20 protein-coding genes and 1 pseudogene are annotated in these 23,446 nt (G+C 36.8%); 6 read left to right on the forward strand and 15 right to left on the reverse strand.

Translation table 11 applies throughout. From position 1 onward, the window contains the following. Positions 1 to 3: 3 nt before the first annotated feature. From ACP3T3_RS17405 to ACP3T3_RS17420, 4 genes are all read right to left on the reverse strand, one after another. Positions 4 to 225 (reverse strand): PspC family transcriptional regulator, encoded by a 222-nt coding sequence (locus tag ACP3T3_RS17405; protein WP_027373948.1) that lies wholly within the window; start codon positions 223 to 225, stop codon positions 4 to 6. Positions 226 to 306: 81 nt separating this feature from the next. Then, positions 307 to 1,563, reverse strand: coding sequence for a DUF2851 family protein (locus ACP3T3_RS17410; RefSeq protein WP_426477035.1), 1,257 nt, complete (start codon positions 1,561 to 1,563; stop codon positions 307 to 309). 28 nt (positions 1,564 to 1,591) lie between these two features. Continuing rightward, on the reverse strand, positions 1,592 to 2,740 hold the full coding sequence (gene bshA / locus ACP3T3_RS17415; protein WP_426477036.1) for an N-acetyl-alpha-D-glucosaminyl L-malate synthase BshA: 1,149 nt from the start codon (positions 2,738 to 2,740) through the stop codon (positions 1,592 to 1,594). A gap of 4 nt (positions 2,741 to 2,744) precedes the next feature. Further along, the gene (locus ACP3T3_RS17420) at positions 2,745 to 4,469 is read right to left on the reverse strand and encodes a glycoside hydrolase family 3 protein (protein ID WP_426477037.1); all 1,725 of its coding nucleotides are present in this window, start codon (positions 4,467 to 4,469) and stop codon (positions 2,745 to 2,747) included. Between the two features lie 114 nt (positions 4,470 to 4,583). On the opposite strand from ACP3T3_RS17420, the gene ACP3T3_RS17425 reads away from it, so the two are divergent. Next, entirely contained in the window at positions 4,584 to 5,132 is a 549-nt protein-coding gene (locus ACP3T3_RS17425; protein WP_426477038.1) for a hypothetical protein, read from the forward strand. Positions 5,133 to 5,352: 220 nt separating this feature from the next. On the opposite strand, the gene ribA is transcribed toward ACP3T3_RS17425, so the two are convergent. The 8 genes from ribA to ACP3T3_RS17465 form a co-directional block, all read right to left on the reverse strand. Next, on the reverse strand, positions 5,353 to 5,949 hold the full coding sequence (gene ribA / locus ACP3T3_RS17430; protein WP_426477039.1) for a GTP cyclohydrolase II: 597 nt from the start codon (positions 5,947 to 5,949) through the stop codon (positions 5,353 to 5,355). An 18-nt stretch (positions 5,950 to 5,967) separates the two neighbouring features. Next, complete coding sequence (locus tag ACP3T3_RS17435) at positions 5,968 to 6,426, reverse strand: hypothetical protein (protein ID WP_426477040.1); 459 nt, start codon at positions 6,424 to 6,426, stop codon at positions 5,968 to 5,970. After that, complete coding sequence (locus tag ACP3T3_RS17440) at positions 6,423 to 7,037, reverse strand: DUF4254 domain-containing protein (RefSeq protein WP_426477041.1); 615 nt, start codon at positions 7,035 to 7,037, stop codon at positions 6,423 to 6,425. The genes ACP3T3_RS17435 and ACP3T3_RS17440 overlap by 4 nt, the downstream gene beginning before the upstream one ends. A 14-nt stretch (positions 7,038 to 7,051) precedes the next feature. Then, positions 7,052 to 7,264 carry a twin-arginine translocase TatA/TatE family subunit gene (locus ACP3T3_RS17445; RefSeq protein ID WP_426477042.1) on the reverse strand — a complete coding sequence of 71 codons (213 nt, stop codon included), beginning with the start codon at positions 7,262 to 7,264 and terminating at the stop codon, positions 7,052 to 7,054. 31 nt (positions 7,265 to 7,295) lie between these two features. After that, on the reverse strand, positions 7,296 to 8,858 hold the full coding sequence (locus ACP3T3_RS17450; protein WP_426477043.1) for a peptidoglycan DD-metalloendopeptidase family protein: 1,563 nt from the start codon (positions 8,856 to 8,858) through the stop codon (positions 7,296 to 7,298). After that, positions 8,855 to 9,700: a DUF4292 domain-containing protein gene (locus tag ACP3T3_RS17455; RefSeq protein WP_426477044.1), complete on the reverse strand. Its 846-nt coding sequence runs from the start codon at positions 9,698 to 9,700 to the stop codon at positions 8,855 to 8,857. The genes ACP3T3_RS17450 and ACP3T3_RS17455 overlap by 4 nt, the downstream gene beginning before the upstream one ends. A gap of 105 nt (positions 9,701 to 9,805) precedes the next feature. Beyond that, a complete protein-coding gene (locus ACP3T3_RS17460) occupies positions 9,806 to 10,822 on the reverse strand; it encodes a sugar phosphate nucleotidyltransferase (protein WP_426477045.1) in 1,017 nt (338 codons plus the stop codon). 148 nt (positions 10,823 to 10,970) lie between these two features. Continuing rightward, positions 10,971 to 12,398 carry an oligosaccharide flippase family protein gene (locus tag ACP3T3_RS17465; protein ID WP_426477046.1) on the reverse strand — a complete coding sequence of 476 codons (1,428 nt, stop codon included), beginning with the start codon at positions 12,396 to 12,398 and terminating at the stop codon, positions 10,971 to 10,973. Positions 12,399 to 12,499: 101 nt separating this feature from the next. Between ACP3T3_RS17465 and ACP3T3_RS17470 the strand changes: the two genes are divergently transcribed. Both ACP3T3_RS17470 and ACP3T3_RS17475 read left to right on the forward strand, forming a co-directional pair. Beyond that, the gene (locus ACP3T3_RS17470; RefSeq protein ID WP_426477047.1) at positions 12,500 to 13,837 is read left to right on the forward strand and encodes a dihydroorotase; all 1,338 of its coding nucleotides are present in this window, start codon (positions 12,500 to 12,502) and stop codon (positions 13,835 to 13,837) included. Positions 13,838 to 14,171: 334 nt separating this feature from the next. Then, positions 14,172 to 15,119: a tetratricopeptide repeat protein gene (locus tag ACP3T3_RS17475; RefSeq protein WP_426477048.1), complete on the forward strand. Its 948-nt coding sequence runs from the start codon at positions 14,172 to 14,174 to the stop codon at positions 15,117 to 15,119. Positions 15,120 to 15,265: 146 nt separating this feature from the next. On the opposite strand, the pseudogene ACP3T3_RS17480 reads toward ACP3T3_RS17475, so the two are convergent. The 3 genes and pseudogenes from ACP3T3_RS17480 to ACP3T3_RS17490 form a co-directional block, all read right to left on the reverse strand. Next, positions 15,266 to 17,564, reverse strand: a pseudogene (locus ACP3T3_RS17480) (GH92 family glycosyl hydrolase). A 76-nt stretch (positions 17,565 to 17,640) separates the two neighbouring features. Beyond that, complete coding sequence (locus ACP3T3_RS17485; protein ID WP_426477049.1) at positions 17,641 to 18,324, reverse strand: response regulator transcription factor; 684 nt, start codon at positions 18,322 to 18,324, stop codon at positions 17,641 to 17,643. An 11-nt stretch (positions 18,325 to 18,335) separates the two neighbouring features. Further along, positions 18,336 to 19,589, reverse strand: a complete 1,254-nt coding sequence (locus ACP3T3_RS17490) for a sensor histidine kinase (RefSeq protein WP_426477050.1) — start codon at positions 19,587 to 19,589, stop codon at positions 18,336 to 18,338. A gap of 149 nt (positions 19,590 to 19,738) precedes the next feature. Between ACP3T3_RS17490 and ACP3T3_RS17495 the strand changes: the two genes are divergently transcribed. The 3 genes from ACP3T3_RS17495 to ACP3T3_RS17505 all read left to right on the forward strand — a co-directional run bounded on the left by ACP3T3_RS17495 (position 19,739) and on the right by ACP3T3_RS17505 (position 23,229). After that, complete coding sequence (locus ACP3T3_RS17495; RefSeq protein WP_426477051.1) at positions 19,739 to 20,149, forward strand: DUF1573 domain-containing protein; 411 nt, start codon at positions 19,739 to 19,741, stop codon at positions 20,147 to 20,149. A gap of 175 nt (positions 20,150 to 20,324) precedes the next feature. Beyond that, complete coding sequence (locus tag ACP3T3_RS17500) at positions 20,325 to 21,206, forward strand: SDR family oxidoreductase (RefSeq protein ID WP_426477052.1); 882 nt, start codon at positions 20,325 to 20,327, stop codon at positions 21,204 to 21,206. Positions 21,207 to 21,288: 82 nt separating this feature from the next. Continuing rightward, positions 21,289 to 23,229, forward strand: coding sequence for a M1 family metallopeptidase (locus ACP3T3_RS17505; protein ID WP_426477053.1), 1,941 nt, complete (start codon positions 21,289 to 21,291; stop codon positions 23,227 to 23,229). Positions 23,230 to 23,446 lie beyond the last annotated feature (217 nt).

Consider the following 23,446-nt stretch of genomic DNA (forward strand, 5'->3'; position numbering starts at 1 on the left):
AATTTATAAATCAAAGACACTTGGCCTTCTGGTGATGAAAATATCTTTAATCCAAAGCGTAAATGCCAGTCCCAGATAGATCAGGAAGAAAAAGCCGGCTGTTGCAAAAGTAGAATAGATAAAGAAAATTCTCAATTTAGAAACAGGAATTCCCAGCTTGGCACCCATTCTTGTCAGTACACCAAACCATTCTCTTTCCATTTTATGACGGATATTACTCAGCATTTCCAGATTGTTATTTAAAGTTTAAAGTTAAGGATTTTTTTTGATAAAGATTTTTTAATGCAATAAGCATTACCGATACAATTACTCTTTTAAAAGCTTGAATCCAACAGAACAGGCTAAACAGTTTTTTAATTCACAATGGGTTTTATGATGATAAATAAGGCTTTGGCTTTCCAGGGCATTGGTAACTTCCAGCCCAAGTTTTTTCCAGCTGGTAATAATAGTGTTTTTCTCAGCAGGAATAGACCTGTACAGTTCAATAACTTCATCTGCAATTTCTTCGTGATGGTATCTGTGATATGCATATTTTAAAGGAAGCACTGTGTTTAGAATAAGTAGATCTATAAACTCTTTGCTCAGGGTTTTAGGGTGTACTTTGGAAATACTTCCAAAATTAAAATGAAAATCCCAATATTCGGACGCTTTTACTGATTTGAAAATATCGTACACCTGATCTGCATTTTTGGCTTCCATAATCTTTGAAAATAAATTCTGGTGTTTGTACAGGTCTGCTAATTGTGATAACCGGATGGTTGGGAAATTGGGAGGTCTTAATCTTAAAAATTTGGGGTAAAATTTTAAATCAGAAACAGAAAATTTGGTCTTAATGAAATCAAACTCTCTTTTCCATATTTTCATCTGGCCATCCTTTGGATCATCAAGCCATCCTGAAATCCCGAATAATAGAGCTTCAAGCTGAAGAGGGTTCTGACGGATTTTATGAATACTGCTGTAATCTATACTTTCCGCAATCTGCCGGAAAATAGGAGCGTTTACTTTTAATCCAAATGAATAGGCAAAGCTGTGAAATAAAACAGCCTCAAAATTATTTTTGTATCGGTTTAAACTCTGTTCAAGCTCTGAAGCTTTTTCATCCAGCTTTTTCAGAATATTTTCTTCATGGAAGCTGACCGGGATTTTTTCCGGATCAAAGAGGTTTTCACAGGCGATAAATTCATTACCGTTGATCAGTCTTTCATATTTCCAGAGGATATTTCTATCGATATAATTTTCCAGTTCCAATGTAGGAACATGTTTTCCAGTAAGTTCAGGAATTTCTATGTCGTGTTGAAATACGACATGGAGAATGATATTCTGATAATTGGGATCCTGGGAATGATTGTGGAAAATCCAATCTGAAGAACGGACGTGCAGTTCAATATTTCCTGCGAGCAGTAAGCCGTTGATTTTGATTTTAGCGTCCAGAAAATCCGGGCCTGCATTTTTATTCCATTTCCCAAAATGGATGATCTCAACAGAATTTCCTTCAATATCCTTGAAGTCAAAATTTTTGAAAACCTTATAGTTCCAAAGATATTGAAGTAGTTTTTCCGTCATAAGTATGACGATAAATATAATAGAAATATTATACTTTCGTCAGCTCCTTATTAAAGTTTTCTATGGTTGTTCTATACATTTTCTCATAGATAGGAAGAATGTTTTTCAAATCGAATTTTATCGCCTGATCTTTCGCATTTTGCTTCATTTTGGCTAAAAGTTCGTCATTGCTCAACAGCTTAATCGTGTAGTTGCTCATGGCTTCCACATTTCCTATTTCAGCAAGATATCCGGTCTCTCCCTGGATGTTCACTTCAGGAATTCCCCCGGCATTGGAGCTGATCACAGGTGTATAGGCTGCCATTGCTTCCAAAGCTGCAAGACCGAAGCTTTCCTGCTCCGAAGGCAGAAGAAATACATCCGAAAGCTGTAAGATTTTATAAAGGTCATTCACTTTTCCTAAGAGACGGATTTTGGAAATAAGATCAGGATTTTCCTCCAGAAACTGATTTACCTTTTCCATATCAGGACCTTCGCCAATGATGATCAGTTTGGATTTTACCTTTTTCTCCACATTCTTAAAGATCTGCAATACTTCGTCCACACGCTTTACAGGGCGAAGGTTGGATACATGAATCAGGATCTTTTCATCCGGATTGGCAAACTGTGTTCTCTGGCATTCAGAACAGTCATCAAATTCAGAATTATCAATAAAATTGGTAATCACCTGAATTTCTTTTTTGATGTTGAAAAATTGAAGAGTATCTTTTTTCAGGCTTTCAGAAACCGAAGTAATAGCATCAGACTGGTTGATTGAAAACTCTACGGCATGTTTATAACTTGGATGCTGGCCAACAAGAGTAATGTCGGTACCATGCAATGTAGTCACCAACGGGATATCATTATTGTCTTCTTTAAGCATTTGTTTTGCCGTAAAAGCGGCATATGCATAAGGAATGGCATAATGTGCGTGAAGAAGATCCAGTTTATAAAGATTGACAACCCTGTAGATCATTGAACTGAGCGCAATATCATAAGGCTGATACTGAAAAAGGGGATAGGTTTGAACATTTACCCTGTGAAAGAAAATATTCGGGTTGGTAATGTCTAATCTTGCAGGAAGTGCAGAGCTTATAAAATGTACTTCATATCCTTTATTGGCAAGGGACATTCCTAGTTCTGTTGCTACAATTCCGCTTCCTCCATAGGTAGGATAGCAAAGTATGCCTATTTTCATTAGATTATTGTTGTTTTGATGTTGTATTATTTGATGTTTGCTGAGTTGCTGGACTAAAGTCTATGCCCATTCCCGGTTTCAGCTGATCATTTACCAATACAGGAAGTTTTCCCCATATTTTTGTTTTACCGTTTAAAGCATCCGCTGCAGCGTTCATAGAATCATCATTGTTTTCATAAGAAACAAGAACTGTTGAGACTTTTGAAATATCAATGTCTTTTAAGGCATACGCGCTTCCAAATACATTCAGAATAACATTTTGATTTTTGGTAAGATCAGAAAGCACTTTTTTTGATTCTGCAGAAATTTTGTAAGGCTTGTAAGCTGTTGAATTATCTTTATGAAAACCTACAATCACTGTGGAACCTGTTGGAATAGTATTAATTTCTCCGGTTTTTTTGATAATGGCTGTATTGCCTAATCTGTTGGCAAAAGTCTGATAAGGAGCTTCTTCAAGAGGAACATAATAAATTTGTTTGCCTGTAAGAGGCAGCAATTTTTTTTCATCCTTTAATAAAGTCAGCGCATTGGAATAAAGATTTTGCACCAATTGGGTATGAGAATCATTATTCAGATCAGCATTGATATTTTCAGGATTTTTAGGAGTGTATTGATTCAATCCAAGAAAATACTTGGTCAGTAAAATCTTTTTCACACTTTCTTCCACTCTCGATTGAGGAATTTCCCCTTTATCAATAGCTTTCTGGATCAGTTTCTTACCTTCAGAAACGCCTTGTGAGAATAGCATAATATCATTTCCTGCCTTGAATGCCATAGCATCCAGCTCACCAGGGTTGTATTTATTAGCTACGGCACCCATGTTTAAGGCATCTGTAATAATTAAACCTTTATAGCTCAGCTTATCTTTAAGTAATCCTGTAATGATATTTTTAGACACAGAAGCCGGAACCCCTTTTTCTGATTCTAAGCTTGGAACATATAAGTGGGCAACCATCACGCCACCGATTCCTTTGTCCATCAGTGCTTTGAATGGTGCTAATTCTACCGTATTAAGCCTGTCTATCGAGTGGGAAACCACAGGAAGATCAAGGTGGGAATCTGTACTGGTATCTCCATGTCCGGGAAAATGCTTAATGGCTGCTAATATATTGTTATCCTGAAGGCCGTTGGAATAGGATAGGGCAGAACTGATTACATTGTTTACTTCAGATCCAAAGCTTCTGTTGCCGATGATTGGATTGTCAGGGTTGGTATTGACATCCACTACTGGGGCAAAATCCCAGTTGATTCCCATTCTATGGCAATCTTCAGCAATTTTTGCCGCCATCTGATACACCAGATTCTTATCCTGGATAGCACCCAGCGTCATTGCCCATGGAAATTTGTGAGCCGTTGCAATTCTCTGATAGAGTCCCCATTCTGCATCCATACCGATCATTAAGGGAACTTTTGATTTTTGCTGAAATTCATTCACCAGGTTGATTTCCCTTGCGGCATCATCCTGCATTAAAATCAGACCGCCTATTTTATCATTCGTAACAATATTTCTTACCTGGCTGATATAGTCTTCTCCTCTATTGGTATATAATGCCACAATAAAAAGCTGTCCTAGTCTTTCATCCTGAGAAAGATTTTTATAGGTGGTATCAACCCATTGCTGAGCTTTTTTCAGATCTTCCTTAGAAGCATTTTTGGGCTGATACTGGGCGTTCAGCTTAGAACTTATCAGCGCGGCAATAAAGAGTGAAGTATATAATAATTTCTTCATGACTTTTGAATAAGAACAAAAATACAATTAAAAAAGTGAGGAAAACAAAGTTTTTGAGATTTTTGGTATATGATTTGAATACGCAATATAAATAATAACTAAACTTTACTAAAAATGAAAAAAATACTTCTCTTCTTATTCCTGGGTGCTGTAGGTTTTACTGCTTATAGCTGTGATAATAGTGATGATACTGTAGTACAGGGAACAGATTATGATACAATAAACCAGTCGTTTGATATAAGCCCTACTTTTACAAAAGTTACCGACAATCTTTACAGATGGAGTGATGATTTTAACAGTCCACTAGTTCAATCCGATATGGTTCTTATTTATATGCAGAATGGGACTGATGGGGATTCTCCTGTGTGGAAACTTCTTCCATATACATCTTATGTGGGTAATGCAAATAATGATGCTGTAGACTATATTTTTGATTTCAGTAAATATGCTGCTACTATTAATATTAATTCTACCAATACATTTAGCCTAACAGCTAATCCATCTTACTATCAGAATAAAAAATTCAGAGTTCTTATTCTTCCTGCCAATGGAACAGGAACAGGTGGTGCAAAAGCAGCTAAAGGTAATGTAGTAGACTATAACGATTACAATAGCGTGATTAAATATTACAATATTGACGAGTCTAAAATTAAGACTAAATAATTAGAATATCTTTTCAGTTTTTTATAATTAAAAAAGTCCCGGAAGAATATCTTCCGGGGCTTTTGACTTATAAGAGGATCAGTACATCAGTACAAAAGAATAATGCTTTAAAAAAGATTAATGATGATTTCTGAGAATCAGAATAAACGTGTATTCCGTATCTCAAATGAGCTATATTAAAAATGAAAAAGCTTCAGAATTTCCGAAGCTTTTATTGTATTTAGTTATCATTGTCATCCAGAAGATGACCAAAGAAATCTTTTTTTGTTTGCAGATATCCTTTGCTGATTTCATTAGCTGGGATCTGTAGCGGTATTCTTGAATTGAGGTGGATATTGCTGTCTACCACATATTTTACCTTTTCAGGATTATTGGTCAGAAGGTTGATATCTTTTACATCCAATAGATTAAGAATTTCAATGGCTACGCCAAAGTTTCTGTCATCTGCGGGAAGTCCCAGTTCCAGATTGGCCTGTACGGTATCCAATCCTTTTTCCTGTAACGAGTATGCCTTCAGTTTGTTGATGATCCCGATGTTTCTGCCTTCCTGGCGAAGGTAGATGATTATTCCACCGTTTTCATGGATATATTTCATTGCAGCATCCAATTGTTGGCCGCATTCACATTTTTTTGAATGGAAAACTTCTCCGGTAATACATTCTGAATGGAAACGAACATTGACCGGTTTTGAAAAATCTGTGTTTTCAGCAACGATGGCCATATGGGGCATCCAGTCGTTTTCATTTTCGGAGAAAGCGATCATTCGGAAAGTACCGTGCTCTGTGGGAACATTGGCTTCCGCCTGAATTTTAATCATTGATAGTTCAATTAGTTTTTAACTTCCTGGCAAAGCATCTTCAATAACAGAAATATTGGTTTTTAAACGAACCAGATATCTGTTAAGAACTTCATCGTCGTCTCTGTCAAGATTCTGCCTTAGCTTTTGAATTTTTTTGTAGGATTTCTCGAAGCTTTTAAGGGCTCTGCTCTTTCCTGCAGAATTACTGGCATCGATGGCATATAAATAGTTCTGAAGGCTGTATTTCAAGCTGGTAATCTCATCATTCAGTCCGTTGTTTTTAAACTTGGGAAAAGTGGAGATCATATTTGAAATTTCAGAGGCATTTACATTCTGCTTTATATTGATATTAAAATTCTTCTTTGAGCCTCTGTCTGAATCAGAACCTTTAGCATCACTATAAAAATTATTTGACAAGGGAGAAAGATTAAGCTTTTCCGTTGCACAGGAAGATGTTAATATGATAAGTACTCCAAAGAAAAATAGTCGTTTCATTTTTGTTGCCCTTTTTGATAAAGGATTGGGTTAAGACTTTCATCGTTGTACATTTTCATTTGTTTGTACACTTTCATCTTAATATCACCGTTTTCAATATCAGTAAGCAACTGATCAATAGAAGTTGACAGATCTTCTTTCTGAATAAGCAGAACATCCAGTTTAGCCTGGCAGTTGTTTCTGTGTTCTTCAGAAGCGGATTCTCTATGAGCTTCTAACGACATATGATAAACCTTTAATGCAAGAATTGATAATCTGTCTACTGCCCAAGCGGGAGTTTCTGTATTTATTTTTGCTTCAGGTTTAGGAGTTATATTTTCAAACTTATTAAGGAACCAGCCGTCAATATATTCTACCAGATCAGTTCTTTTCTGATTGGAGGCGTCTATTGTTCTCTTGAGTTGAAGAGCTTCAGCCGGATCAATATTTTCATCTCTAATTATATCTTCCAAATGCCATTGAACGGTATCAATCCAGTTCTTTGCATACAAAATCCGTTCCAAACTATCTTTTTCGAACGGGTTATTAATTAGAGTGTTAACGTCATCAGACACGTGATAGTCTTCAATAGCTTGATTGAAGACTTTCCATGCAGTCTCAGTAAATTTCATTAATTCTAAGAATTTTAGTTGCTTGAAGAATTATTGTTGTTGGAAGAAGATTTATTTTCAGAACCTGGTTTATCTTCTTCTTTTACTGCATCTTTAAATTCCTTGATTCCTGAACCTACTCCTCTCATTAATTCCGGAATTTTCTTTCCTCCGAAAAGTAATACCAAAAGTATTGCTACGATAAGGATGTGCTGCCAAGATAAGGCAAGTATTGTTAGTGTATTCATCTCTTAAAATTTTTGCAAAGTTACACTTTTTTTAATATGAAATCCAACCTAATGGATCAACTGGTGTGCTTCCGTTCCATACTTGGAAATCAAGCGTATAAGCACCATCAAAATCCTGGGCTATTGTTCCAACCGGAGTTCCTGAGGAAACCTGCTGTCCTTTTGAAACATTTACATTTCCTAAATTGGAATAAATGGTAAAATAGCTTCCGTGCTTGATGATTACTGTCTTTGTTCCGTCATTGTTGGCCAGTACCGAAGATACTGATCCCGGGAATACAGATTTTGCCCGTGTACCTGAAGGCACGGAAATTTTAATTCCGTTGTTTTCTTCAGTAATATTTTTAAAAACCGGATGTGGCTGTCTTCCGAAACGGTGCGTGATCTGTCCGGCCCTGTCCGCAGGATATCCAAGTCTTCCCCTGTTATCAGCGAAACTGTTTCCGGTAGCGGTGGAAACTCCGTAGCTTGTCATAGCCTTTGTTTCAGCAGCTTTTTTATCTTCCTCTTTTCTTTTTGTAAGGGCAGCTTCTGCGGCTCTTGCTGCAGTCAGTTTATCTGCAGCCTCTTTAGCTTTGGCATTAGCTTCATCTGATGCCTTTTTAGCTGCTATTCTTCTGGCTTCATCCTTGGCATTGGCTTCGGCTTTTGCTGCTTCTTCATTACGTTTTCTTTCTTCTTCAGCTCTTTTTGCTGCCAGATCTGCTGCTCTCTTAGCTTCAGCTTCTGCGAGTCTTCTCTCTCTTTCAAGAGCTTCAGCTCTTGCTTTGGCCTCGGCTTCGATTCTTGCCTTTTCTCTTTCTGCAGCCAGTTTTGCCAGACGTATTTTTTCTGCTTCCGCTTTTTTTCTGGCTTCTTCTTCCGCTTTGGCGATTCTGATTTCTTCCGCAATAATTGCCCTGATCTGTCCTTCCAATGCTTTGGACTGAACTTGTTTTTGCTTCAGCTCAGCGGTCAGCTTGGATTCGTTTTTCTTGAATTCGGCTACCAATTGTTCTTTTTGCGCTCTTTCAGCGTTGATGGTTGCCAAATCTTTTTGCTGGTTTACCAAAAGATTTTCTTTGGCTTTTACAGAATTTTGTTTTTGGGCGATGGTTTTTTTGATCAGATTGGCAGCATCTGTGATTTCAGCTGCTTTTTTATCCTGGTAGTCTGAGTATTGTTTCAGGTACTGAACTCTTCGTATGGCTTCTCCTAGATTTTTAGCAGAAAGTATAAAGGTTACTTTGTTCTGTACTCCTTTGTTTTTATAAGCATTCACCAAAACCTCAGCATAGTTTTTCCTTAAAACGGCCAGTTCTTTGTTCTGGCGGTTGATTTCCAGCTGACGTAAATAGATATCATCTTCAATGAATCTTTTTTCTTTCTGGGTATTATTATATACCTGTTCTCTTAAAACCAGTTTTTGGTTAACACTGGAAAGGTAGGCAACAGAAAGTTTAGACTCACTTCTGGTTTTGGCTAAATCGGTATTTATTTGTGCAATTTGTTTTTTAAGTTCGGCATTCTGCTTCTGCAGCTGTTCTTTGTTCTGCTGTCCCTGGTGCAGTCCGAACATCAAAACACCTATTAAAAAGCTAAATTTTTTAATCATTTAATCTCAATTTTCTTATAACTGGATGGTACAGAATAAGGTGTTTCCATCCTCGAAAAGTCAAATTTCGTGTTTTCCAGTAAAATCTGACTAGATTTTGAGCCTTTTATAATTATTTTAACATTTTTAGGAAGGCGGATTCCTTCGTAGTCATTCCAGTCGCTGTAAGAAACTTCCAGCTCGTCCGATGACAGAATATCTTTCAGATTAACGGTTAATAAATCGTAATTGGTGTCATACTGCATGGCAACTTTATACTCTCTCTTTTTTTCATCCGTTATAATCTTCTGATTGGTATTGGAAACCATTTTAAATCCCTGTGCATTTTGTGTCAGATCAAACTGTCTGTCGTTGATTTTAATAAAGGTTCTTCCTAACAGGATTTTTTCCAATGATTTGTAATCAATGAAATTAACATTGAGTAAATTATTAAGATAATCAAAATCGGAATCTATATAAGTTTTATTGATTTTATCCTGTCCTTTTATTCCTTCCGGAGTGGCAATACCTCTTGCAGCGTTGATGAACAAAGCGCGGAGATTCATCCATACCTTTTTATCATTTTCAATATAGATGGTAGCATCCAGTGTAGGAACATAGCTTCCTGTTTCCACTTTTACTTTGCTGTCTATTTTGATTTGTTCAAATTTTGGCGGAATCAATACATGCTCATAAAAAGTGAGTTTATCCCTTACGGCTTCATTGGCATCTTTTGGATCTCCGTTATCTTTTGTAGTATTAATGCTGTCCCGTGTATGATCTGTGTCACTTTGAGCAGTGTTACGGGTCTTACAGGATGATAGAGCGAGAAGCAATAAAAGAAAAGGGATCCAATTTTTCATGTATTTATCTTTAATTAAAAATACGTTGCAATATTAACGCCAAACCACACAAAGCATTTTGTGTGGTCTGATGATAGGTTTTGTTTAATATCAATATTTTCTGTTTTATTTAGATAAAAAATCTAAAACGGAATAGTCCCCTAAAGAAATCTCTCTGGCAACTCCGAAATATTGTGCCGAATTACCGATCATAGAATTGGATAGATTTCCATGATTGATTCTTGTATTTTCCTGAATCAGGGAATTTTCAATATTAGAATTGACAATAGTAGTATTGTTTCCTAATGAAACGCCAGGTCCAACTTTAGAATTGGAGATTTTTACATTTTCACCAATAAAGCACGGTTGGATGATCAGAGAGTTTTCAATCACTGCTGAAGCAGGATAGTTCTTCATTGCCTCTCTTTCATATTCAAGGATTTTACTATTGGTTTCTACAGTAGCGTTTTTGTTACCGCAATCCATCCAGTCGTTTACTTTTCCAAGGGAAAATTTAGCGCCTTTGGCTCTAAGATTTTCAAGGGCAGTTGTCAATTGATATTCACCTCCGTTTTTAATATCATTGTCCATGATATAGTTGATTTCTTCCATTAGCTTTTCAGCACTGTTGAAGTAATAAATACCAATAATGGCAAGATCTGAAACGTAAGTCGTCGGTTTTTCAACAAAGTCGGTAATGAAGCCGTAATTATCTAATTTAACTACTCCGAAAGAAGATGGATCTTCAACGCTTTTCACCCAGATTACTCCATCCGAATTTTTATCCAATTGGAAGTCTGCACGGAAAAGAGTATCTGCAAAAGCAATAACAATGTCTCCCTGCATTGACTGCTCCGCACATTTGATCGCATGAGCGGTTCCGAGAGGGTCGTTTTGATAATATATACTTCCTTTTGCTCCCAGCTTTTCAGCAATCTGAATAAGAGATCTTTCGATCTCAGGACCAAAATCTCCGATGATAAAAGCTACCTCTTCAATATTTTCACCCGCAACTTTAGCAATATCTTCCACCAATCTCTGTACGATAGGTTTTCCTGCAATAGGAATAAGAGGTTTTGGAACTGTCAGTGTATGTGGACGTAATCTGGAACCACGTCCAGCCATAGGAACAATAATTTTCATAAATTATATATATAAAAGATGTTTTATTAGTTATTTTAAATAATAAGGTTAAAGATAATAATTAAAACCTTTGATGGGTTATGATTTATATCTTTTTAATATTGTTGTTAACAATAGGTTTTTTTACTAGCAAAATAAAGACCAAAGTTTAATTCTTTCGGATTCTTGATAAAATCAAGTTTTTTTCAGAATAAATCAAAATTCCGGTAAAGATTAAAAATAATAGATTACTTGTGATGATATTATAGTTAAGATACTTTACAATGATGAGGCTGAAAATTCCAAGCAGGATCAGAAAAAAAGACATTTTCTTCATTCTGTAGGGGATAGGATAATATTTTTGGCCCAGCAGATAAGAAACAATCATCATAATAACATAAGCTCCGAAAGTTGCCCATGCGGAACCCATCATGCTGTGGTAGTAATTTAATGCTAACAGGTTGAGCGCAATGTTGATCGCTGCTCCGAGCCATGAAATAACAGTTCCCATACTGGTTCTATCCGTTACTTTATACCATGTTGAAAAGTTGTAATATATTCCGAAGCAAAGGTTGGCAATGACAATAATTGGAATGATATCTATAGCGATCCAATACGATTTATTAGGAATGAAAACCGCCTTCAGCCATGATATATTGGCAATAATTCCTAAGGCAACAGCGCATGCAAAAAAGGCAAAATATTCAGCTACTTTCGCATACGTTTTTTTAGCGTCGCCTTTATCCATTTGTTTAAAAAAGAAAGGTTCGATCCCCATTCGGTATGCAGTAACAAACAGTGTCATCAGTACAGCCAGCTTATAGCAGCCTCCATAAGCACCGGCTTCTTCATCTGAAATATAATTTCTCTGGATAGATTTATCAAAGTTTTCATTAATCATAAATGCGAAACCTGCCAGCATAAGCGGAAAGGAATATTTGATCATGCGCTTAAACAAAGAGGTAACAAACTGGAACCTTACCTTCAATATAATAGGAAACAGCAATAAAAAGCCCAATACGCTTCCTGCAAGATTACTGAAGAACGGAAAGTCCACATTTTGGTCTAGTCCCATACTTTTTGATACACTTGATGGAATCCAGAAGAATAATGCTGCTGTAAAAATGGCCTGAAATACAGACTGAACAATTCTTACTGCAGAATATTTGATAGGTTTATTGTGGAAACGCAGCCATGCAAAAGGGATTACCAATAAATTGTCAAAAAAGGCAATCAATGCAAACCATCTGATGTATTCAGGGTTGTCATGGTATCCTGCATAATCTGCTATAGGCTGATTGAATACATAGCACAATGCAAGGAAAATAGTGGAGGTAGAAAATAAAAACCAGAATGAGGTATTGAACGTTTTTTTCTCGTTATCCTCTTCGGCTGAAAATCTGAAATATGCTGTTTCAAAACCAAACGAAAGGATAATATTAACGAATGATATCCACGCATAAAGCTGCGTGAAAATTGCAAAACCTTCATTGGGAATCTTATAGATCAAAAGTGGATTAAGGATGAATAGAATGATTCTTGGTGCTATTGCTCCTACTCCGTAGATGATTGTCTGTCCTAATAGTTTCTTATACAAAGTCGAATTTTTTTTGCAAATGTAAAACTTTAAGCATTCGTTTTGCGATTTTGGGGCTAATTAAAACTTAAAATCTTAATTTTACGGAGAAATAAATTGAAATGAAAGTTCTTATAAAAAACGTAAATATCGTCAACGAAGGAAAAGTCTTTGAAAGCGATATCCTGATAGAAAATGACTTAATATCTAAAATAGCTGCCGGTATTTCTGAAGATGCAGATCAGATCATTGAGGGTTCAGGAAAGTATCTTCTTCCGGGAGTGATTGATGATCAGGTGCACTTCCGTGAACCGGGACTTACCCATAAAGGAGATATTGAAAGCGAATCAAGATCAGCCATTGCAGGCGGTGTGACCAGTTTTATAGATCAGCCCAATACGGTGCCCAATGCGGTTACTCAGGAACTGCTGGCAGACAAATATGAGATCGCTTCTCAAAAAGCGTATGCCAACTACGGTTTTATGATGGGAGGAACGAATGATAATCTGGAGGAAATTTTGAAAACAAATCCGAGAAATGTTCCGGGAATCAAATTATTCTTAGGTTCATCTACAGGAAATATGCTGGTGGATAATCCGGAAACACTGGAGAATATTTTCAGCAATACCAAAATGCTGATTGCGGTTCACTGTGAAGATGAAGCCACCATCAAAGCCAATACTCAGAAATATATGGATGAATATGGGGATGATATTCCTGTAAAATTCCATCACCTGATCAGAAGCGAAGAAGCATGTTATAAATCTTCATCCAAAGCTATTGAACTTGCCGAAAAAACAGGTGCGAGACTCCATGTTTTTCACCTTTCAACAGCAAAAGAAATGGAGCTTTTCAGAAATGATATTCCGTTAAAAGATAAAAAGATCACCGCTGAGGTATGTGTTCATCATCTTACTTTTACCAATGATGATTATGAAACAAAAGGCGGACTTATCAAATGGAATCCAGCGGTAAAAACTCAGAAAGATAAAGATGCCCTTTGGGAAGCCTTGCTGGATGACAGAATTGATGTGGTTGCTACAGATCATGCTCCACATACTGCAGAAGAAAAGAACAATGTATATACAAAATGCCCTTCAGGAGCTCCGTTAGTACAGCATTCGCTGGTAGTGATGCTTGAAAACTATAAAAACGGTAAAATCTCCCTTGAGAAAATCGTTGAAAAGATGTGTCATAACCCGGCAATTCTTTTCAAAGTTGAAAAAAGAGGTTTTGTGAGAGAAGGATATAAAGCGGATTTGGTTTTAGTAGATGTAAATCAAGACTGGACGGTTTCCAAAGACAATTTGCTGTATAAATGCGGTTGGAGCCCATTGGAAGGGATGAACTTCCATTCTAAAGTTACCCACACTTTTGTTAATGGACATCTGGTGTATGATAATGGTACAATTGCTGAGGAGAAATTTGGAGAGCGATTGCTTTTTGAAGCAAGGGATTAAGAAGACAAAAAAGCGAAATCATAAAATTGCAAAAACTCTCTTAGAAACTATAATAATCGATAGGAGTGGGTTTTAGCCCGCTTTCTTATTTTAAAATCTGCCACTGGCTTCAGCCAAAACTAAGCTGTAAGATTATTAAAGATTGACGAATGATTAAGTTAGATACTCTTTAAGTTTCAAGATACTTTAAATTTATGTAGCTTCGTGCAAAAAATAATTAATACCTATGTACAAGCTCTTTTTATTGCTATTTCTATCAATTTCATTAAATCTTAGTTCACAAATCAATACACAATTGCTTTCAAATTCTTCATGGACACATGTGAAATCTATTATGTTAGATGGAAGTAGAGATTTATCACGAGAGGCGTATCGATTTTTGGTATGGAAGATTGAAGGAAATAACATATGCGAATGTATTGACCCTTGGGCTATAGAAAGAACAAAATGCAAGGATTTTAAATTTGAAAAGAACTTGATGAAACTATCAGACAAGTCTGCTTATGAAATTGAAACACTAACACCAGACTCATTAATTGTCATACAGAAAGTGGATGGGATAACTTTTCCTGATAAAATAAGAAGGATGAAGTTTGTCAAAACATCTATTCTTGTCAGGAATTTTACAAATGAATCAGCAGGCGATTCCATTATAATTACTTCGAGAAATATTACTCCAACATTGACAAAAGGAATAATTACTGAAATGATGGAAATGTATTCGAAGAAAAAGTATGTACACAATTTTATTGTAGATGGAGAAATTAGAATTTTCCCCAAAAAACAAGAGATTGAAGTGAAAACAGATAATAAGAAACAGAATAAAGACAATCAAAAAAGTATTGATTTATTTAAGGTAACTTTACAAAAGGATTATAAATTATGGGATATAACAGGTTATGAGAACTTTGAAAAAATTATTATTCCTTACCGATTGAAGAGCGAAATGGAAGAAGGTTCTGGTAGCCTCGCTTTTTATAACTTGATTCCTTATCATGAAGACAAAGGAGTTGTGGTGAATATAAAAGATAGGTTTGTTTCTGCAGAAAATTTTAATAAAGGTTTAAAAGCTATCAACAATCAAAAATTTGATAATGCAGTTTACTTTTTCAATAAGGCTCATGAAGATGATAATACAAATACAGAAGCATTGTACAACGTTGCTTCAATTGCAACAGCACAAAACAAAACAGACGTTGCATGTACTGCATTAAAAAAATTAAAAGATCTGGAGCAAACTGAAGGAACCAAATTATATAACGAAAAATGTTCAGAGAAATAATCAATTGGAGCGGCGTTAGCCCGCTCTTTTTGTAGATCTCCATCGGCTCTAGCCCAAGCTTATTATTCGACTTTCGCAGATCTGAGAGATTACATAGATTTTTAAACCCGATCATCTGCACAATCCGAAAAATCTGCGAGAATATTTTACCTTTTCGCTTTACTTCCCATATAAAATGTGAGTTTCCCCCCCATTCATAATTTCAGAATGCTTCAATGTGAAATTTTTAATTTCCTTTCCATTCAAAATAATTTTCTGAACATATACGTTCTCGGGCCCCTGATTAATGGCTTCAATTTCAAAAGTTTTTCCATTCTCCAGATTCAATACTGCGTTATCAATCGCAGGGCTTCCGATAGCATAATCTTCCGAACCTGGAGCGATAGGATAAAATCCTAATGAACTTAGAATATACCAGGCGCTCATTTGTCCTGCATCATCATTTCCTCCCAGTCCGTCCGGTGTTGCTTTATATTGCATTTCCAGAATACGTCGGATCTGTGCCTGTGCTTTCCATGGCTGTCCTGCCCAGTTATAAAAATAAGCAACGTGGTGGGCAGGTTCATTTCCGTGAACATATCCGCCGATAATTCCTTCGCGGGTAATATCTTCAGTTTCTGCAAAAAATTCGTCTGGTAAGTGCATGGTGAACAGCTCATCCAGTTTGGATGCAAATTTTTTCTTTCCGCCCATCAGAGTGATCAGCTCATCAGGATTTTGCGGAACGAAGAAGCTGTAGTTCCATGAATTCCCTTCAATAAAGCCTTGTCCATGAGTACTTAACACATCAAAATCCTTTTTAAAGCTTCCATCTGCCAGACGTGGACGCATAAACCCGATGGTTTTGTCGAAATTATTTTTCCAGTTTTCAGACCGCTTGATAAACTGATTGTAGATTTCTGTTTTGTTTAAATGTTTTGCCAGTTGGGCAATTGCCCAGTCGTCATACGCATATTCCAGTGTGTTGGAAACTGAAGTTCCGTTTTTTTCTGCCGGAATGTAGCCAAGATCAATATATTGACCAATGCCTTCGTAATTTCTTTTGTTAGCAGTTTCTATACACGCTTTTAAGGCTTCTTCAGGATCACCGTCATAACTTCCTTTAATGATAGCGTCAGCTACAACGCTTACACTGTGATATCCGCTCATACACCAGTTGTCATTGGCATAATGGGACCAGATAGGCAGCATTTTCATTGAAAACTGATTATAATGGGCCATCATAGATTTTACCATGTCCCCATTTCGTTTAGGCTGGATAATATTAAAGAAAGGATGCAGCGTACGGTATGTATCCCACAGAGAGAAGGTTGTGTAATTGGTAAAACCATCTGCTTTGTGAACATTCTGATCCAGCCCTTTATATTCTCCATTGACGTCCATATAAGTGGTGGGATTAATAAAGGTATGATACATGGCCGTATAAAAATTCGTCTTTTCAGTATCAGAACCTTTGATGACAATTTTATTTAATTCCTTATACCAATTGTTTTGAGCTTGAGCCTTAGCCTGATCAAAAGTTATATTTCCGGCTTCCTTTTCCAGGTTTTCCAAAGCATTGGTCTGGCTTACCGGTGAAATGGCCAATTTTACTTCAATCGCTTCATTTTTATTGGTGTCAAAATCAAAATACATTTTCAGGTTTTTACCTGCGATCTCCGGGAAATTCTGATTTTGGTCAAATTTTCGCCAAAATCCTTTGTAAACCTGCTTCTCATCATAATTTTGCTGACCATAAGATTTAAAAGGTTTTGAAAACTTCATGGCAAAATAAACTGTTCTGGTTCTTGCCCAGCCGTTCGTCTGACGGTAACCTGTGATGGTATTTCCGTTTTCTACACGCACGTATGTCCATATATTTTTTCCGTCATAATTGTAGATGCCTGCCATCAGATCCAGAATAATATGAGACTGGTCAGACTTTGGGAAAGTATAGCGGTGAATTCCCACTCTTGGTGTTGCTGTAAGCTCTGCCAGAATATTGTGGTCATCCAGTTTTACTTTATAATATCCGGCTTCTGCCGTTTCATTCTGATGTGAAAACCTGCTTCTGTAACCACTTTCCGGATTGGAAGCTGTTCCCGGATTCAACTGAAGTTTTCCTACAGTAGGCATCACCAGAAAATCTCCCAGATCAGAGTGTCCTGTTCCACTGAAGTGGGTAGAACTGAAACCTACAATGGTTTTATCTTCATAACGGTAGCCGGCACAGTATTTATAAACTTCACCATTGTATTTTCCATTAAGCGCATAAGAAATGGTATCTGTTTCAGGGCTTAGCTGTACGGCGCCAAAAGGAACCGTAGCTCCGGGATACGTATGGCCCATCTTTTCGGTTCCGATCAGAGGATTGACATAATGTATTAATTTTTCAGATTTTTGAGCCTTAAACTGTGTACTTACACATAAAAGAAATAGAAAAACAGTAGATCTGTGATTTTTCATTAATGACAAATTTTCAAAGTTTAAAATTAATTAAAATCATCATTTGCTGTTGTGTTTTAGATAATTTGAATATTATTTATTCTTTTTCGGAAAAGCGGAAACCTATTCCGTGCAGGTTTTCTATCAGAACATTCTGTTCGTCGGCCAGTACCTTTCGCAACCGGGAAATAAATACATCAAGACTTCGCCCCATAAAATAATCATCATCGCCCCAGATAGCCTTCAAAATGTCCTGTCTTTTGACCACCAGATTTTTGTGACGGATAAAATATAAAAGGAGATCAGATTCTCTTTGGGTAAGGGTAATTTTGTTATCTATCCCTTGCAGGGTGTAGTTTTTAGGATCAAAATCATACTTTCCAACCTTATATTTTAAAGGAGCTGTATCTGTTTTCTTTGTACGTTTCAAGAAAACTTCAATTTTCAGCATCAGTTCTTCAATGCTGAATGGTTTTACCAGATAATCATCCGCACCTATTTTAAGCCCTTTGATTCTGTCTTCTTTTAAAGCCTTTGCAGAAATGAAAATAATAGGGATGTCAGAATTTTTACTGCGGATCTGTTGTGCAAGCTCAAATCCATTTATGCCCGGCATCATAATATCCAGCAGACAAATATCAAAATCCCTGCTGTTAAATGCTTCCAATGCGGATTCACCATCAGGATAGCAGCTGATGTCATAATAGCTTTCCAGGCTGTCTTCCACCAGAAAAGCTATTGTTTTATCATCTTCGGCATATAAAATTTTAGATTTCTCCATATTACACATGATTAATTTGAAAACGGGCAGAAGAGCGTTGTGGTAATTCCTTTGTCTTCATTATTCTCCACAGAAATTTTCCAGTGATGCTGCTGAACTACTTTTTTTACATAAAATAATCCCAGTCCAAAACCATTCACTTCTTCACTTTTTTTGGTATGTACCCGGTAAAATTTTTCAAAAATATGAGGAATATTTTTAGCAGGTATCCCCATTCCGTTGTCTTTAAACTTTAAATATAGCCCTTTTGAATCTTTATGGGCTGAAATTTTAATGACAGGGTTAGTTTCACAATACTTGATGGAATTATCCAAAAGGTTGTAAATGATGTTGGTAAAGTGAAATTCATCAGCCATTACTGAAGTGCTGTTTTCAATATAGATCTCGATGCTGAGGTCTTTATTTTTTTGCTGTATGTTATCTGCAATCTCTTGAATAAAAGGAAACAGCAATATTTTTTGAGGTTTTAAAGAAAGTCCGGCAGCATCGTTTTTGGCAATATTCAATATTTTCTCAATATGATTATTGAGCTTGTGACTTTGATTGATGATAATGGAGGTGTAAGTCTGCAGTTTGGAATTCTCCATTACCATTTCCTGCTTATTGAGTGCTTCTGAAGCTAGAAGTATTGAGGATAAAGGTGTTTTAAATTCATGAGTCATATTGTTGATAAAATCACGCTGCAGTTCCGAAAATTTCTTCTGCTGGATAATCGTGTAAATAGAATATACATAAACCAGCAGAATGATAATAAGAGCAAAAGTAAGGAGATACCAGAACCGTAATGAACTGATCAGATACGTTGTTTTATCCGGAAAACGGATAGAAAAGTAATAGATCAGATTTTTGTGTTTCGGAAAATTGATCATCTTGTTACCGGGGCTTTCCTGATGGGAAGTCATATATTTTCCGTACACCATTTTATCACTGTGACAGTTGTATAGTGCATACACATAATCTGTGTTGATCTGAAAACGGGTGAATTCTGTTTTCAGATAATATTCCAGCACTACGGGATGAAATTCATTGTTGATATTAACCACGTAATAGTCATTGGTAATGTTCTGAACAGGGTTTTCTGTATAGGATGTCTTTCCACCGGAGAGCTTTTCTGCAACCTCCATTAAGGCAATATTGACCTTCTGATTAAATTTTTTATCTTCAAGATTATAAGCCTGGCGGGTCCACATCAGCTGTGCTATTAAAATTCCGATAATAGCAACAAATCCCAGGGTTATGATAATATTGAGTTGTTTTATTTTCATTTCCTGAAACAATATTATCCAAAAATATCTATTTATCTTTTATTATTAACAACTCGTTAACAAATGTTTGACAGCGGTTAACAAGTTGTAATCACTGTCTGCTTTACATTTGCTATATCGAAAGAAATTTAATATTAAAATTTATACTCATGAAAAAACTAAAAATTACAGCCCTTTTGGCAGTGTTGGCATTCTCTCCTTTTTATGCGAATGTAATTACTGCAGATGCTCCATCTATTGTAAAAATGGTAGCTGATGGTATTAAATGGAAATCAGAATCTATAGATGTAGGAAATATCCCTCAGGGAAAACCAAAATTGATCAGATTTGAATTCACCAATACAAGCTCAAAACCGATTATTATACAAAATGTAGCTCCTTCTTGCGGATGTACTACAGCAGATTATACAAAAACGCCTATCCAGCCGGGAAAAAAAGGATTTGTAGAAGCCAGCTATAATGCAGCAGCAAGTGGTCCGTTTATGAAGACTGTAAATGTTACTACAAGCGACAGTAAAACTCCTAAAACGCTTTCATTTAAAGGAGTGGTTACAGCTTAATACATTGTTTTAAAAAATAAAAAACAGCCTGGTAAGTAATTATCAGGCTATTTTATTTTAAAAAAAACGATCAGTTTAAAAAACGGGTAGAGAATAATTATTTGTAGCATTATTTATCAGCCTATTTTAAGGGATTGCATGTCAATATTTAGTATTTTTAAGAAAAAAATATTTTATGAATCTATATACACAACCTATGCTGCGCGAAGGTGCACTAAAAGATAAAGTAGCGATTGTAACGGGCGGCGGAAGCGGTCTTGGAAAAGCAATGACCAAATACTTTCTTGAACTGGGTGCCAAAGTCGTGATTACTTCCAGAAATCTGGAAAAACTACAGACAACAGCTAAAGAACTGGAAGATGAAACAGGAGGTAAAGTACTTTGTGTAGCTTGTGATGTCAGAAACTGGGATGAGGTGGAAGCAATGAAAGAAGCAACATTGAAAGAATTTGGAAAGATAGATATCTTATTGAATAATGCTGCCGGAAACTTTATCTCTCCCACAGAAAAGCTGACTCACTCTGCTTTTGACTCTATCCTTGATATCGTTTTAAAAGGAACAAAAAACTGTACCCTTTCGGTAGGAAAACACTGGATAGATTCTAAAACTCCGGGAACTGTACTGAATATTGTAACCACATACGCATGGACAGGTTCTGCCTATGTAGTACCATCCGCCTGTGCAAAGGCAGGAGTTTTGGCGATGACCAGATCATTGGCGGTAGAATGGGCAAAATACGGAATCCGTTTCAATGCGATTGCTCCGGGACCCTTCCCTACAAAAGGAGCCTGGGACAGACTTCTTCCGGGTGATCTTCAGGAGAAATTTGATATGAAGAAAAAAGTTCCGTTGAGAAGAGTAGGAGAACATCAGGAGCTTGCCAACCTTGCCGCTTATCTCGTATCTGATTATTCAGCATATATGAATGGGGAAGTGGTAACGATTGATGGTGGAGAATGGCTTCAGGGAGCCGGAGAATTTAATATGCTTGAAGCAATTCCCGGCGAAATGTGGGATGCTTTGGAAGCAATGATTAAATCAAAGAAATCCAATTAATTAAACTTGTTATTAAAAAAAACTCCCGGATGTGTAACAAACCCGGGAATTTTTTTTACCTATACAGTAAATAATTTTTCAAATGAATTGTAAACTTCCAACCCTTGTTTCGACCCTTGCAGTGGTCCTGTTCTCAGGATCTGTATATGCACAGCAAACTCCGAAATATGATTATGTAGAAGCATTTAAACCATTTTTCTATCCCCAGACAGGCACGGCGACACGTTCTGCAAGCGGGCAGCCGGGACATGCTTACTGGCAGAATTCAGCAGATTACCATTTGAACGTCAGCCTGAATGAAGATAAAAAAGAGATTACCGGTACAGCACAGATTACCTATACCAACAACAGTCCGGATAAATTAGGTTTTCTTTGGCTGCAGCTGGATCAGAACCTTTTTGCGAAAGATTCCAGAGGAAATGGGGTAGTCCCGCTTTCAGGAAGCAGAAATGGAGCGCATGGTGAAGAATTTAATGGAGGATATAAAATTAAGTCGGTAAAGCTTGACGGAAAAAGAGAAGTACAATATACCATTACCGATACAAGAATGCAGATTGATCTTCCAAAAGAACTGAAAGCCAATGGAGGAGTTGCCAAAATAGAAATTGAATATTCTTTTGTCTCCCCTGATTATGGCTCAGACAGAATGGGAATCCAGGATACTAAAAATGGTAAAATATTTACCATAGCACAATGGTATCCGAGAATGTGTGTGTATGATGATGTTTTAGGATGGAATACACTTCCATACCTTGGAGCTTCGGAATTCTATTTAGAGTATGGAAATATTACAGCCAATATTACCGTTCCCGCCAATCATTATGTAGTGGCATCCGGAGAACTTCTGAATGAAAAAGAGGTGTACAGCAAAGAAGAAATCAGCAGATGGAATGAGGCAAGAACCAGTGATAAGACAGTAATGATCCATCCTGAATCTGAAATCGGTAAAAATAAAGCTTCCGGTACAAAAACCTGGAAATTCAAAATCACGCAGGCCAGAGATTTTGCGTGGGCATCTTCTGCCGGATTTATTGTAGATGCTGCAAAAATTAACTTGCCTAGTGGAAAGAAATCCTTGGCTATTTCGGCTTATCCTGCAGAAAGTGCCGGTGAAAAAGCATGGGGAAGGTCTACAGAATATACAAAGGCTGCCATAGAGCATTATTCAAAAAAATGGTATGAATATACGTATCCGGCTGCCACCAACGTAGCAGGAAATGAAGGCGGAATGGAATATCCTGGAATTGTTTTCTGCCATATGGATTCCAAAGGAGAAGAGCTTTGGGGTGTTACAGATCACGAGTTTGGGCACAACTGGTTTCCTATGATTGTAGGATCTAATGAGAGACTATTTGCCTGGATGGATGAAGGATTTAATACATTCATTAACGGACTTTCAACGGAAGCTTTCAATAAAGGAGAATATTACCGTAAACCAAATCTTGCGCGTTCAGGAAGTTATTTGATGACCGACAATCTGGAACCTGTTATGGTAGGACCGGATAATATGAAGGAAAGAAGTATAGGAGCTTTGGCTTACTTCAAGCCGGGAGCCGGTTTGTCTGTTTTAAGAGAAGCTGTTCTCGGGCCTGACAAGTTTGACAAAGCATTCAGAACGTATATAGACCGCTGGGCATTCAAACATCCTACACCATGGGATTTCTTCCATACGATGGAAAATGTTTCAGGAGAAGAACTGAACTGGTTCTGGAGAGGATGGTTCTTTAATAAATGGAAAATTGATCAGGCTGTTAAAAACGTACAATACATCAACGGAGATTTTAAAAACGGAGTTCAGATCACTGTTGAGAATATTGGTCAGCTGCCAATGCCTACAACTGTACAGATCAGATTCAAAGATGGAACAGCACAGGCGGTAAAAATTCCTGTTGAGGTCTGGAAAAGAAATACAGAATGGACATTCAAAGTAGATTCTAAAAAGGAAATAAACGAAGTAAAACTGGATCCGGATTCTGTAGTTCCTGATGTCAATCTGGAAAACAACAGTAAAACGCCGGCATAGAAATATTGAATCTATTTGAATTAAAACGGAGATTGACGGTTAATGCTGAATTTTAAGGGAGCAAAGATGGCACCAACTTCATTGATTCTTTCTAACCATAAGCATATTCGTACAGCCTCATCAGCAAATATTACAAAAGCCTGAGCTTATCATCGTAAGTTCAGGCTTTTATTCTTCAGGGAACACTTACCCCGCAGTTTTAAAGGAAGATATAAAT

Origin of the sequence: Chryseobacterium sp. CBSDS_008 (genome assembly GCF_049959325.1) — a bacterium.
Classification (GTDB): Bacteria; Bacteroidota; Bacteroidia; order Flavobacteriales; family Weeksellaceae; genus Chryseobacterium.

Excerpts from the sequence above, each read along its gene's own strand:
- ACP3T3_RS17405 (WP_027373948.1), bottom strand. The coding sequence starts at position 225 with ATGCTGAGTAATATCCGTCATAAAATGGAAAGAGAATGGTTTGGTGTA.
- ACP3T3_RS17410 (WP_426477035.1), bottom strand. The coding sequence starts at position 1,563 with ATGACGGAAAAACTACTTCAATATCTTTGGAACTATAAGGTTTTCAAA.
- bshA (WP_426477036.1), bottom strand. The coding sequence starts at position 2,740 with ATGAAAATAGGCATACTTTGCTATCCTACCTATGGAGGAAGCGGAATT.
- ACP3T3_RS17420 (WP_426477037.1), bottom strand. The coding sequence starts at position 4,469 with ATGAAGAAATTATTATATACTTCACTCTTTATTGCCGCGCTGATAAGT.
- ACP3T3_RS17425 (WP_426477038.1), top strand. The coding sequence starts at position 4,584 with ATGAAAAAAATACTTCTCTTCTTATTCCTGGGTGCTGTAGGTTTTACT.
- ribA (WP_426477039.1), bottom strand. The coding sequence starts at position 5,949 with ATGATTAAAATTCAGGCGGAAGCCAATGTTCCCACAGAGCACGGTACT.
- ACP3T3_RS17435 (WP_426477040.1), bottom strand. The coding sequence starts at position 6,426 with ATGAAACGACTATTTTTCTTTGGAGTACTTATCATATTAACATCTTCC.
- ACP3T3_RS17440 (WP_426477041.1), bottom strand. The coding sequence starts at position 7,037 with ATGAAATTTACTGAGACTGCATGGAAAGTCTTCAATCAAGCTATTGAA.
- ACP3T3_RS17445 (WP_426477042.1), bottom strand. The coding sequence starts at position 7,264 with ATGAATACACTAACAATACTTGCCTTATCTTGGCAGCACATCCTTATC.
- ACP3T3_RS17450 (WP_426477043.1), bottom strand. The coding sequence starts at position 8,858 with ATGATTAAAAAATTTAGCTTTTTAATAGGTGTTTTGATGTTCGGACTG.
- ACP3T3_RS17455 (WP_426477044.1), bottom strand. The coding sequence starts at position 9,700 with ATGAAAAATTGGATCCCTTTTCTTTTATTGCTTCTCGCTCTATCATCC.
- ACP3T3_RS17460 (WP_426477045.1), bottom strand. The coding sequence starts at position 10,822 with ATGAAAATTATTGTTCCTATGGCTGGACGTGGTTCCAGATTACGTCCA.
- ACP3T3_RS17470 (WP_426477047.1), top strand. The coding sequence starts at position 12,500 with ATGAAAGTTCTTATAAAAAACGTAAATATCGTCAACGAAGGAAAAGTC.
- ACP3T3_RS17475 (WP_426477048.1), top strand. The coding sequence starts at position 14,172 with ATGTTAGATGGAAGTAGAGATTTATCACGAGAGGCGTATCGATTTTTG.
- ACP3T3_RS17485 (WP_426477049.1), bottom strand. The coding sequence starts at position 18,324 with ATGGAGAAATCTAAAATTTTATATGCCGAAGATGATAAAACAATAGCT.
- ACP3T3_RS17490 (WP_426477050.1), bottom strand. The coding sequence starts at position 19,589 with ATGAAAATAAAACAACTCAATATTATCATAACCCTGGGATTTGTTGCT.
- ACP3T3_RS17495 (WP_426477051.1), top strand. The coding sequence starts at position 19,739 with ATGAAAAAACTAAAAATTACAGCCCTTTTGGCAGTGTTGGCATTCTCT.
- ACP3T3_RS17500 (WP_426477052.1), top strand. The coding sequence starts at position 20,325 with ATGAATCTATATACACAACCTATGCTGCGCGAAGGTGCACTAAAAGAT.
- ACP3T3_RS17505 (WP_426477053.1), top strand. The coding sequence starts at position 21,289 with ATGAATTGTAAACTTCCAACCCTTGTTTCGACCCTTGCAGTGGTCCTG.